Below are 12,176 nucleotides of genomic sequence, written 5' to 3'. Positions count from 1 at the left end.
CTCCGCGAGGAGCACGCCCCAGGGCGTGGCGAGGAAGTGGAAGGGGCCGCTCTCGGCGCCCGTGACGTCGGTCCACAGGCCGTTGGCCATGCCGATCCGACGGTGTCCCCGGCGCGCAGGCCGCGCGCGTACAGCGACGAGGCGTACGCGTCGGCCAGCTCGGCGAGCTCCCCTCGCGTCGCCCGTACCCGGACCTGCCCGGTGCGGGCCGTGCCGAGCAGGGCGGGCCGCTCGGGCGCGGCGCGCAGCGCGTGGTCGAGAAGGTCGAGCATCGATGCCATCCAGGGTTAGGCGACGGTACGTCGGCGCGGGCGCGGCCGAACGGCGTGAGAGCGGGGCGGAGTTCAGCGCGGGTCGTCCCCGCGCCCGCCGCTGCCCCGGTCCAGATACCAGCGGGCCGTTCCCCTGATCCCGTACGCCCGCAGCCGTCGCGTGGAGTTCTCCACGACCATGGCCCGCGCGCGCACGATCTCGTCGGTCTGCCGCCGCACCCGGTTGAGGAACAGCCGGTCGGTGGGCGAGGGCCGGCGCGGCATCCCGCCGGCGGCCAGATACAGGTCGGCGGTGATCGCCATGTTGTTCCCCGCGTGCATGCGGTACGGCGCGCGGTAGCCGTTCCTGCGGGCGTGGGCGGGCCTCAGCCGGCCGAAGAGGGCGGCCAGCGACACCAGGACCGCGAAGCCGCCCCGGCCGATCCGGCCGTGCTCGTCGCGGCGGGCCACGATGCGGCCGCACACCATGCGCTCCGCGCCGCCGCCCAGCGCGGAGCGGGCGGCGGCCGTCCAGCCGGGCCGCGGCAGACAGTCGGCGTCCGTACGGGCCAGCAGGGTCGCGCCGCGGCCGATCGCGTACCGGAAACCGGTGTCCACGGCGCAGCCGACGCCCTTCTCGGGCTCGTCGAGCACCTCGACGGGGAACGGCGCGCTCCGCGCGAAGTCCCGGGCGATGGCGCCGGTGCGGTCCGAGGAGCCGTTGTCGACGACGAGCAGGGTGAAGTCGCCGTCCTGCTGCGCGGCGAGAGCGTCGAGCGTGTCCGCGATTCGCGCCTCCTCCTGGTGGGCGGGCACGATCACCCACAGCGCGTCCTGTCCGCTCATGACTTCTCCCAGACCATCGTCATGATGCTGATGCCGCCGCCGAGTCCCACGAACAGCACCCGGTCGCCCGGCGCCAGCTCCTCGTACACCAGCCGCAGCTGCACCCCGATGCTCGCGCTGGCGATGTTGCCGAGCTCGGGGACGGTGACCACCAGCTTCTCGGCGGGCGCCCCGGTCAGCTCGGTGAAGCGCTCCAGATAGGGCGCCGTCACCTGGTGCACCAGGACCTTCGCGAACCCGTCCCAGTCCATGTGCGCGCGGTGCAGGGTCCGTTCGACGACCGAGGCGCCCGTCTTCTCGAAGACGCCGCGCAGCTCGTGGCCGTCGCCGCGGAAGTAGGTGTGCTCGTCGCCGCGCGGATGCCGGGAGCCGCCGCCGGGGATGCCGCCGACCTCCCAGTGCTCGGAGCGGGTCTCGGTGTCCACGTCGAGGATGCCGCCGCGCTCCACGGCCTCCAGCACGACGGCCGCGCCCGCGTCGCCGAAGGTGTAGCCGGCGAAGCCGTCCCGGAACGCGGCGAAGTCGGCGGGCGCCCGGCGTATCGCGCGGCTCGGCGTCTCGCCGGTGACGACCAGGGCGCGCCGGGCGCGGCCGGCCAGGATCATGGTCCGGGCGAGGTCGATGCCGTTGACGAAGCTGTTGCAGGCGTTGGTGACGTCCAGGGCGTGCGCCCTGGAGCCCAGTTCGGCCTGCACGATGTGCGCCGTGGCGGGCTCGGCCATGTCGCGCGAGGCGGAGGCGAAGAGCAGCAGGTCGACGTCGTGCGGGTCGAGGGACGCGGAGGCCAGGGCCTGGCGGGCGGCGCGCACGGCGAGCGTCGACGCGTACTCGTCGTCGGCCGCGATCCGGCGTGTGTCGATGCCGGTGGCCTGGGCGATCAGCGTGGGCGGCAGGGCCTTGCCGGCGCCGGAGAACGCCTGGACCGCCTCGCGCTGCAGGTCCTGCGACGTCAGCACCGCGTCCGGCAGCGCGCTGCCGACGCCGGTTATCCCGACCCGCCACGACGGATCGCTCGTGTGTTTGAGCATGCCGTGATGATTTCAGGCCATAGTCGATTCGGCCTGAGTAGGTCTGCTCACCTTCTCGGGCGCGAAGGTGAGTAGCCGCCCGGATGGCGAAGGCCGGGGCCCGCCGTCGTGGACGGCGGGCCCCGGCTGGAGGGGGGGTTGGAGGGAGGCCGGAGGCTACAGCTCCTTGACCCTGATGTTGCGGTAGGAGATCACGTCCGTCGTGCCGTGGACCTGGAGCCCGATGTAGCCGGAGGAGTACCGCCGGCCGTCCGTGCCCGGGTCGTCGCCGCGCGGCGGGGTGAACGCCTGGCCGCCGGTGTTGTCGAACTCGTTGACGAGCACGCCGTTGCGCAGCACCGAGTAGTGCTGGCCGACCACCCTGATCTCGTAGTCGTTCCATGTGCCCTTCGGCGTCGCTCCCGCGCCGCCGAGCCCCACCCGGTCGAAGCCGTAGATCGAGCCCGACTTGTACATGTCGCCGTCGGGACGGTCGAGGATCTGCACCTCATGGCCGTACTTGATCGCGACCCACTCCGGACGCGACTCCTCCGGGTTGTCGTGGACATAGGGGAAGCGCACGAACACGCCGCCGTTGGCGTTGCCGGTGCCCGGGGCGTCGTCGCGCCACTGGAGCTTCAGCGAGAAGTCCCCGTACCGCCGCTGCGGGAACCACAGCATGCCCATGCCCGGGACCGTGGTGCTGCTGGTCATCGCGCCGTCGCCGCTGAGGCCGAAGGCGCCGCCGCCCACGTGCTGCCATTTCCCGAACGTCGCCTGGGTGCCGTCGAACAGATCGCGGTAGCCGGTGTTCTGGCCCGGCTTGCCGATCCCGGACTGCTTGGCCGCCCGGTAGACCGCCTTGCGCTCGCGCGCGTCGACGACGTTGTCCGCGAGCAGCTTGTCGAGCACCTTGTCCACGTGCTTGAGGAACAGCGCGTGCGAGGACCAGTCCTTCTCGTCCTCGATCAGCTCGTTGATCGTGCAGCGGCCGCGCGTGACGCGGTTCGGCACGCCCGTGTCGACCGTGCCGACGATCACCGTCAGCCGCTCGTCCCACTCGGGGCAGGCGGGCGCCGGGACCCCGCCGCCCTCGGCGACGGCGAAGGAGACCTTCTTCGCCGCGGAGGTGTTGCCCGCCTTGTCGCTCGCCCGGTGCAGCACGGTGTGGAAGCCGACCCGGTCCACCAGGACCGCGGCGGTGTACACGAGGTACGGACCGCCGTCGAGGGAGTACTCGACCTTGTCCACGCCCGAGGCGTCCGCTCCGGAGTCCGTCGCCGTGAGCGTCACCTTGGCGCTGGTGACGTACGCGCCGTCGGAGTTCTTCTCGCCGCTCACCCCGGCCGTCGTCACCGGCGGCGTCTTGTCCTGGGCGGGCGGGGCGACCACCGTGAAGTCCACGGCCTTCTCGGCGGCGGCGTTGCCGGCCTTGTCGGTCGCCTTGTAGCGGATCTTGTGCGTGCCCGGTTCATGGACCATCACCGGAGCGGTGTACGGCCGCCAGTCGCCGCCCGTCCCGATCGCGTACGCGATGGCGTTGACGCCCGAGCCGGTGTCGGAGGCGGTCACGGTCACCGTGGCCATCCCCAGGTACTGCCCCTGCTCGTTCTTCTCGCCGCTCACCGTCGCCGACGTCTCCGGCGGCGTCCTGTCGTCGGTCGGCGGGGCGACCACCGCGAACTCCGCGGCCTTCTCGGCGGAGACGTTCCCGGCCTTGTCGGCGGCCCGGTAGCGGATCTTGTGCGTGCCCACCGTGTTCACGACGACGGGCGCGGTGTACGGCCGCCAGGGACCGTCGGCCCCCACCGCGTACTCGATCCTGTCCACGCCCGATCCCGCGTCGGTCGCCGACACGGTCACCGCGGCCTGGCCGACGTACGCGCCGTCGGCGTTCTTGTCGCCGTCGACCTTCGCCGAGGTGTCGGGCGCCGTGGTGTCCTCGCCGCCGCCCTCGGTGACGTTCAAGATCCCCTGCATGGCGCCGTGCCCGGGGATCGTGCACTTGAACAGGTAGCGGCCCGGGGTCAGGGTGACCTCGGCGGTGTGCTTGCCGCCCTTGTCGTCGTTGGGATTGGCGAGGATGTTCAGCGGGACGTCGTTGTTGTACTCCGGGTCGGAGACGTCGAAGGTCAGCGTGTGCGGCATGCCGGTGGTGTTGCCGGTCGCCCTGCTGTTCTCGAAGACGACGACGGCCTTGCCCGCCACCGCCGTGGCGGGGAAGGAGAGATAGCGGTCGATGGCGTCGCCCGCCGTCCAGGTCAGCACCTGGTCGGCCAGCCGGTCGTCGGCCTTGCCGTACGCGGCGGCCGACGTCAGGCCCGTGATCATCACCACGGCGGCCAGCAGGGCCGTCCAGAAGCTCGCGGCCTTCTGCCGCGCCGCTCTCGTCGCTCTCACCGCGCCGCCTTCCGTGCCAGCCTGTCCGCGGACGGCGTCGGCTCGCCGCCCTTGTACGCGACGCGCCACAGCGCGGACTTGGAGTCGGAGGTGAAGAAGCCGCGCCCGTAGTCCAGGACGTACAGCGAGCCGTCCGGCGCGAACTTCCAGTCCATGAGGTTGCGGATGCCGTCCGCGCCCACCGGGACGATCTTCTTCAGCGACTCGGCGTGCACCGGGATGCCGCCCTTGCCCACGGTCTTGGGGTCGGTGAGCACCGCGTGGCGCGGCTGGTCGCCGTCGTAGAAGTCGCCGACGAACCACTTCCCGTCCCAGTACGCTGGCCACTTGGCGGCCGATTCGACCGCCGCGTCATAGCGGTAGACCGGGCCGTTCATGGTCGCCTGGCCGCCGCCCTTGAGCCACGGCAGCAGCAGCTTCTGCTCCTCGAGCTTGTAGCTGGGGACGCCTTTCGCGTCCCGTGGGAAGTCGGGGCCGCCGCCCTGCGGCGAGTACCAGATGGTGTTGGCCGTGACCGGCGGCAGGTTCACCAGGCCGTCGTTGTTCGGCGACTCGTTCTTCGGGGCGTTGCAGTCGTACCACCCCAGCGGCTTGCCGGGGTCCGGCAGAGCGCGGTCGCGGTAGGGCTGCTTGTTGCCCATGCAGTACGGCCAGCCGTGGTTGCCCGCCTGGGTGATGGCGGCGAACGTGTCGTACTTCGCCGGGCCCCAGGTGGTCGACGGCGAGCCCGCGTCCGGGCCGACCCAGCCCGCGTAGAGGATGTCGGTCGACTTGTCGACGTAGATGCGCGCCGGGTTGCGCACGCCCATCACATAGATCTCGCCGCGGGTCTTCCCGCCGCCCTCGTCCGGCTCCTCGCCCGTGAAGAGGTTGCCCGACGGCAGCGTGTACGTGCCGTCGTCCTCGGGGTGGATCCGCAGGATCTTGCCGTTGAGGTTGTTGGTGTTGCCGGCGGTGCGGCGGGCGTCGGCGAAGGAGACGCCCTTGAAGGCGGGCTGCGGGTTGTTGCCCGAGTAGCCGCCGCTGAAGCCCGAGGAGTTGTTGTCGCCGGTGGCGATGTAGAGGTTGCCCTTCGAGTCCCAGGACATCCCGCCGCCCGAGTGGCAGCAGCTGTGGATCTGCACCGGCCACTTCAGCAGCACCTTCTCGCTCGACAGGTCCAGCTTGTCGGCAGCGCGGTCCAGCGTGAAGCGCGAGACGTACCGCTCGGCCATATGGGTGTCGCGGTTGATCCGCGCATGGGGCGTGTAGTGCAGATACACCCAGCCGTTGGTCATGAAGTCCGGGTCGAGCTCGATGCCGAGGAGGCCCTCCTCGTTCTTGATCAGCTCGTCGCCGCCGCCCTTGTTCCCGAAGACGGTCAGCGCGCCGGCGAGGGCGGCCTTCCTCGTCTTCGGGTCGTACACATGGATCTCGCCCCTGCCCTTGCCGATGTCGGGGTTGTTCCAGTCGGTGACGACGGGCTTGCTCGAGTCGGCGCCGCCGCGCCCGATGTAGAGCACCTTGCCGTCGGGCGCCGCGACCAGGCCGTGCGGCTCGCCGATCTGGTCGTTCTGTCCCGGCTGGTTGGGCTGGGTGACGCGCTCGGCCGTGTAGTTGGCGTTGATCGTGGCCTTGCAGTCGGCGCGCGACAGCCGGGTGGTCCAGGCGAGGGCGCCGCGCAGATGGTCGCGGAAGTCGGTCTCGGCGAAGCTGTCGACCGTGCCGCCCATGGCGGTGTAGAAGGAGCGGCCGCCGTCGTAGTCGCGGCACCAGGAGACCGGGTGGTCCCAGCCGTTGGCCCCGGCGGCGGGCTGGTAGGAGCTCTCCTTGACCCGCGCCACGGTGTGCACGCTGCCGGAGGGGTTCGTCGCCCAGTTGAACCACTTGTCGGGCCGCTTCCACTGCAGCGGCAGCGACGCGGTCGCCGGATGCCGGCGGTCGCCGACCTCGACGACCGCGCGCTGCACGGAGCTCGCGGCGCCGGCGGGCCGGGCGCCGATCAGCCCGGTGAACCAGTCGGAGTACGGCTCCGTTCGCGCCGCGTCATGGACGCCGAGGAAGCCGCCGCCGGCCTCCAGATACGACTCGAGGCCGGCCTCCTGCTCCGGGTCGAGCACATCGCCGCCGCCGGTCAGGAAGACGACCGCGTTGTACTTCCCGAGCCGGGCCGCGTCCGTGAACACCGCCCCGTCGTCCGTGGCCTCCGTCTTGAACCGGCCGGCCGCGGGCCCGGTCAGCCCGATGCTCTCGATCGCGGCGATGCCCGCGTCGACGGTCGGCGACTCCTCGGTCGCCGAGGCGTGGAAGACGAGGACGCGTACGTTCTCGCCGCCCGGCGGCGATGGCAGGGACAACGTTGTCGCAGGTGGCTCGGGATAGGGCTTGGCCGAGGCGACGGCGCCTGAGCCGAGCAGGGAAGCGGTCAGTGCGCCGACGCCGAGTACCGCCGCCAGAGCGCTGCTTCGGGATCTCGACCGGTGATGTGGTGCGCGCTGCATGGGTCACCCACCCCTCTGTGGTCACAACAACAGCCTTGGAAACTAGACCTCTTTTCGTGGTTCGCCAAGAGATACGACCCCGAAAGCACAAACTTTGTCCTGGGTGTGGATAAACGAAGATCACCCGGCTAGCGTGTGGCCGTCCCGGGGTCGCCTGCGCCCCGTCAACCTCCAAAGAAGGGTGGAGAGTTCGGCATGGACAGACGGAGCTTCAACCGACGGCTGCTGGCGGGGAGCGCGGCCGGCGCGGTCGGCGCGACATCGTTGTCGCTGGCGTCCGCCTCGACTGCGACCTCCGCGACCTCTTCGGCGAGCGCGCTGAGGGTTGCCCCCGCCGGCGGCCAGGTGCGCCATCTCAGGCTGTACGCCGAGAAGCTGGCGGACGGCCAGATGGGCTACGGCCTGGAGAAGGGCAAGGCGACGATCCCGGGTCCGTTGATCGAGCTGAACGAAGGGGACACGCTCCACATCGAGTTCGAGAACACGATGGACGTGCCGGTCAGTCTGCACGCCCACGGCGTGGACTACGACTTCGCCAACGACGGCACCAAGTCCAGCAGAAGCCATGTCGAGCCGGGCGCCACGCGTACGTACACCTGGCGCACGCACACACCGGGTCGGCGCGCCGACGGCACATGGCGGCCGGGCAGCGCGGGCTACTGGCACTACCACGACCATGTGGTCGGCACGGACCACGGCACGGGCGGCATCCGCAAGGGCCTCTACGGTCCCGTGGTGGTGCGCAGGAAGGGCGACGTCCTGCCGGACAAGCAGTTCACCGTCGTCTTCAACGACATGACCATCAACAACAGGCCGGGGAGCGCGAGTCCGAACTTCCAGGCCACGGTGGGCGACCGGGTCGAGATCATCATGATCACGCACGGCGAGTACTACCACACCTTCCATATGCACGGTCACCGCTGGGCGGACAACCGAACGGGCCTGCTGGCGGGCCCCGATGACGTCAGCCGGATCGTCGACAACAAGATCACGGGCCCGGCGGACTCCTTCGGCTTCCAGATCGTCGCGGGCGAGCATGTGGGCGCGGGGGCGTGGATGTACCACTGCCATGTGCAGAGCCACTCGGACATGGGGATGGCGAGCCTCTTCCTGGTGGCAAAGCCGGACGGCACGATTCCGGGCCACGATCCGCACCATCCGGCGGGCGAGAGGGCGGGGTCGAAGCCGAGCGCGGGCGGCCACGGCCACTAGCCGACTGCTCCCGTCACGCTGTCATCCCCCTTCCGTCTGTTGCTCCCTTCTGTCTCTGGCCGCGGCGGGGCTTCGGCTCCGGCGCGGTTTTTGTCGGCCATAAAAGTGTGCGAACGATCGTGCTAATATTTCCGCCACTTCATCGGCCGACCGAGGAGAACCGGGTATGAACCCCATGGCTCCGCTCCTTCGCACCGTCCTGAACGCCACGTCCCGCCTCGCCCCGCGCCTCGCCGCCCGGATGGCGTTCGCCGCCTTCGTCAAGCCCGCCGGGCGCAGCCGCGCGCGGCCCTCCGAACACGAACTGCTCGCCCTGGCGCGGACCGACAGCCTCGCCGTGAACGGCAAGGAGGTGGTCGTCTACGCCTGGGGAGACGGCGAGCGGCCCGTGCTGATCGTGCACGGCTGGTCCTCGCGCGCCTCCAGACTCTCCGGCTTCGTCGCCGCGCTGTGCGCCAAGGGCTACAGCCCCGTCGCCTTCGACGCGCCGGGGCACGGGGACTCGACGGGCCGGGCCACCAACATCGTCGAATACCGGCAGATCATCCGGCAGTTGCACGCCCGCCACGGCGACTTCGAGGCCGTCGTCGCGCACTCCTTCGGAGTCCTTGCCGCCTACTTCGCGCTGCGCCGCGGCGAGGTGAGGGCGCGCCGGATCGTCGGAATAGGCGGAGTCGGCAGCTTCGACTACCTCATGGACGGCTTCACCGCCGAACTCGGGCTGCACCAGCGGCTGAAGGGGCAGGTGCGCGACCACATCGAGAGGGTGCTGTGCCCGGGGGAGCCGGACGTCTGGCGGTGCCTCGGCGTCGCGTACCGGCCCGAGGAGGTGGCCGTCCCCGTGCTGCTCATCCACGACGAGGACGACGAGATGGTGCCCCTCGCCCAGTCGCGGGTCATCGCGGACGCCCATGGGGAGCGCGCCCGGCTCGTCGTCACCCGCGGCCTCGGCCACCGCCGGATCCTCGGCGACCCGGACGTGATCGCCGAGGCGGTGGACTTCGCGGTGTCCGGGCGCGACGAGGCGCGCGTGGGCTGACGCCGTCTGCCGCGCGTCTTGCGGGGACGCAGTCGGACGGGGGCGATGAGGGGGCGCGGCCGACGGGCCGTCGGGCAGCGCGGGCTACGGACGGTTGGGCAGCGTGGCCTACGGGCCGTCGGGCAGCGCGGCCGGGTCGGTCGCCGCGGCGCGCAGCCGGCTGAGGATGCCGCGTTCCGCCCTGGTGTAGGCGCTCGCGTCGCCGTGCATCACAGACGCGGCGTTGGCGGCCTCCATCAGCGCGATGACCTCGAAGGCGAGCTGCGCGGCGTCGAGGTCCGCATCGAGGCCGCCCGCGAGCCGCGCCTCGTCCAGCGTCCGCTCCACATACCGCGTCCAGTCGTCACGGGTCTTGGCGACGGCGTCGTGCACCGGGCCGCTGCGGGCGTCGAACTCCGCGCTGACCGCGTAGAAGAAGCACCCGCCCGCGAAGATCCGCCCCGATGAGTAGGCCAGCCAGTTCTGGCACAGCCGCCACACCCGGTCGGCGCCCGGCGGCAGCTCGCGGGCCGGGCGCACGACGTGGTCCACGAAGACGTCGACGGCCGCGCGCACCGTCGCGAGCTGGAGCTCCTCCTTGGAGCCGAACAGAGCGAAGACACCGCTCTTGCTGAGCTTCAGCTCGGTGGCGATACGGCCGAGGGAGAGCCCCTCCAGACCCTCCACGGAGGCGATGCTCATCGTCCGCTCGAGCACCAGCCGCCGGGTCTGGTTGCCGCGCTCGACGCGTCCGTCGGTGTGGGTGCTGGTACGGGCTGCCATGGGCGCCATCGTACTGAACGCACGGTCGTGCGGACATCTGTCCGGCGGGGGCAGCCTTTACGAGAGGTCGTATACGCCCCAGGACGGGGACGATGCGTCCTGGACGTAGACGCGCGAGCCACGGCTCACCACTCGGCGCGGAACGACCCGCTCGCCGTCGTGCCGCACGAGAGCGCCGTACGACACGGGCTCGGCGGCCGTCTCGGCGAGCTCGCACAGCACCAGACGGTCGCGCTCCTGCCCGTACCCGCCGAGGAAGGCGACCCGACCGCCGTGGACCGCGATCCCGCGCGCGCCCCGGACCGGGGTCGTGCGCGCCGTGACGGGCCGGCCGTCGCGGATCTCCAGCAGCGGGAAGTCGGTGTGCGGATACGCCCAGACGGCGCGCCGGTCCACGTTCAGCGCGTAGCAGTCCACCATGCGGCCGGCCCCCGGCACGCCGTCGTACGCCCAGAGCGGCCCGCCGGCGGCCGACCAGCGGCGGACTCCCGGCCGGCTGAGCTCGTCGCCGACCACGCCCTCGTCGAAATAGCCGACCCACAGGTCCCCGGACTCGTCGGCGAGCAGATGCTCGATGCCGTCGCCGACGGCGAACGTCCACGAGGCGCGGCCGAGCGCGTCGAAGACCTGCACATGGTCCCCTACTCCCCGGCGCGCGTCCGCGACGACGAAACCGCCGTCGGGCAGGACGTCGAGGAGGGGGTGCCGCGAGGTCACGGCGCTGAGCTCGGTCTCGTACGCCCGGCCGTCGTCCACGGTCACGACGACGGCGTCGTACGGACCGACGCGGTGCGGGCCGTCGCCGGGGGCGTGGGACGCCTCGACGAGCAGCCAGTGCGTGCGGCCGACGGCGTCGACGGTGCTGGACAGGCACTCCAGGCGCGCGTGGGCGCGGGGGAGCCGGGCGTACGGAAGGAGAGGGACGGCTTGCATGATGCTCCTCGGCAGGGGGCGGGACACACGGCGGCGGGGCTGCGGGTCCGGCGGCGCGTTGGCCGAGGGCAGAAGGGGCGGGCGGCTAGGCGCCATGGGCCTTTCTGGTCGTCATGGCCCAAGATCCTGCCGGACGGGCCGGGGCGCGCGCAACGCGTTACGCGCTGCGAGGCGGCCGGATCGGTAGCAGACTCGTGGACGTCGACTCGTGGACGTCGAAGGGAACCCACGATGCTCAGCACCCGTTTTGTGACCGGCTCTGTGAACTGGGTCGACCTCGGCACGCCCGACATGGAGGCGGCGAAGGGGTTCTACGGCGGCGTCTTCGGCTGGACCTTCCAGTCGGCGGGTCCTGAGGCGGCCGGCTACGGCATGTTCCAGCTTGACGGCAGGACGGTCGCGGGCGGCATGGCGGCGCCGCCGGAGCAGGGCGGACCGGGCTGGACCGTCTACTTCCAGTCGCCCGACGCCGAGGCGACGGCCAAGACGGTGGAACGGGCGGGCGGGACCGTCGCCTTCCAGCCGATGGACGTCTTCGACCTGGGCCGCATGGCGGTCTTCAACGACCCGACGGGCGTCGGCTTCGCCATCTGGCAACCTGGCCGGAACAAAGGCTTGGACGCGGTGAACGACCCCGGCACACTGTGCTGGGCGGAGCTGTACACCCCGGACGCCCCGACGGTGATCGGCTTCTACCAGGACGTCTTCGGCTGGGAGACCGCGACGATGCCGCTGCCGGACGGCAGCGCGGACTACACGATGGTCAACCCGGGCGGGGCGGGCCTGGACGCGATGTTCGGCGGCATCGTCCCGCTCGCGACGGACCCGCTGGAGGAGGCGGACGGCCCGTACTGGCTGCCGTACTTCGCGGTGTCCGACTGCGACGCGACGGTCGCGAGGGCGGTGGAGCTGGGCGGCAGGGTACGGACGCCCCCGACGGACATGGAGGGCGTGGGCCGCTCGGCGAAACTGTCGGACCCCGCGGGAGCGAGGTTCGCGGTGCTGCAGGGGGAGCGCGCGGAGTAGCGGGAGCGGCCGCGAGCTGGTCCGTTGACCGCTCGTTGATCGCCTGTTTATCGGCGGGCGGCACTGTGTGCAGCATGCACATCAACACCATTGCCGACCAGGAACTCTCCTGGCAGGAGACCGCTAGAAGTCCGACCCCATCGCGGTTGAGCTTCCCGTGAAGGAGCCCACGTACAACCCGAAGAAGCACGAGCACTGAGGGACTGATCTCGCCATGACA

The 12,176-nt window shown here is 71.3% G+C and carries 9 protein-coding genes and 1 pseudogene; 3 read left to right on the top strand and 7 right to left on the bottom strand.

The window, feature by feature from the left end; genetic code table 11:
* The 5 genes and pseudogenes from AB0M39_RS39555 to AB0M39_RS39535 all read right to left on the bottom strand — a co-directional run.
* A pseudogene (locus AB0M39_RS39555) lies at window positions 1–96 on the bottom strand (2-aminoethylphosphonate ABC transporter permease subunit); the annotation flags it as partial.
* A gap of 248 nt (window positions 97–344) precedes the next feature.
* A complete protein-coding gene (locus tag AB0M39_RS39550; protein WP_365373291.1) occupies window positions 345–1,097 on the bottom strand; it encodes a glycosyltransferase in 753 nt (250 codons plus the stop codon).
* Entirely contained in the window at window positions 1,094–2,125 is a 1,032-nt protein-coding gene (locus AB0M39_RS39545; RefSeq protein ID WP_365373289.1) for a ketoacyl-ACP synthase III, read from the bottom strand. Before AB0M39_RS39545 ends, AB0M39_RS39550 begins: the two co-directional genes overlap by 4 nt.
* Before the next feature lie 156 nt (window positions 2,126–2,281).
* Window positions 2,282–4,435 carry a family 16 glycoside hydrolase gene (locus AB0M39_RS39540; RefSeq protein ID WP_365373294.1) on the bottom strand — a complete coding sequence of 718 codons (2,154 nt, stop codon included), beginning with the start codon at window positions 4,433–4,435 and terminating at the stop codon, window positions 2,282–2,284.
* 65 nt (window positions 4,436–4,500) lie between these two features.
* On the bottom strand, window positions 4,501–6,984 hold the full coding sequence (locus tag AB0M39_RS39535; RefSeq protein ID WP_365373287.1) for a ThuA domain-containing protein: 2,484 nt from the start codon (window positions 6,982–6,984) through the stop codon (window positions 4,501–4,503).
* A gap of 195 nt (window positions 6,985–7,179) precedes the next feature.
* Here AB0M39_RS39535 and AB0M39_RS39530 point away from each other — a divergent pair, with 195 nt between their 5' ends.
* Both AB0M39_RS39530 and AB0M39_RS39525 read left to right on the top strand, forming a co-directional pair.
* Window positions 7,180–8,196: a multicopper oxidase domain-containing protein gene (locus AB0M39_RS39530; RefSeq protein ID WP_365373284.1), complete on the top strand. Its 1,017-nt coding sequence runs from the start codon at window positions 7,180–7,182 to the stop codon at window positions 8,194–8,196.
* A gap of 166 nt (window positions 8,197–8,362) precedes the next feature.
* Window positions 8,363–9,235, top strand: coding sequence for an alpha/beta hydrolase (locus AB0M39_RS39525; RefSeq protein WP_365373281.1), 873 nt, complete (start codon window positions 8,363–8,365; stop codon window positions 9,233–9,235).
* Window positions 9,236–9,343: 108 nt separating this feature from the next.
* Here AB0M39_RS39525 and AB0M39_RS39520 read toward each other — a convergent pair whose 3' ends face one another.
* Both AB0M39_RS39520 and AB0M39_RS39515 read right to left on the bottom strand, forming a co-directional pair.
* Complete coding sequence (locus AB0M39_RS39520; RefSeq protein ID WP_365373278.1) at window positions 9,344–9,997, bottom strand: TetR/AcrR family transcriptional regulator; 654 nt, start codon at window positions 9,995–9,997, stop codon at window positions 9,344–9,346.
* Window positions 9,998–10,054: 57 nt separating this feature from the next.
* Complete coding sequence (locus tag AB0M39_RS39515) at window positions 10,055–10,930, bottom strand: hypothetical protein (protein WP_365373275.1); 876 nt, start codon at window positions 10,928–10,930, stop codon at window positions 10,055–10,057.
* Window positions 10,931–11,161: 231 nt separating this feature from the next.
* Between AB0M39_RS39515 and AB0M39_RS39510 the strand changes: the two genes are divergently transcribed.
* On the top strand, window positions 11,162–11,956 hold the full coding sequence (locus AB0M39_RS39510; RefSeq protein ID WP_365373272.1) for a VOC family protein: 795 nt from the start codon (window positions 11,162–11,164) through the stop codon (window positions 11,954–11,956).
* Window positions 11,957–12,176 lie beyond the last annotated feature (220 nt).

Source organism: Streptomyces sp. NPDC051907, assembly GCF_040681075.1.
In the GTDB taxonomy this organism is placed as follows: domain Bacteria; phylum Actinomycetota; class Actinomycetes; order Streptomycetales; family Streptomycetaceae; genus Streptomyces.
The sequence above is the reverse complement of the archived record's forward strand: the minus strand, read 5'-3'. Positions and strand labels throughout refer to the sequence as shown.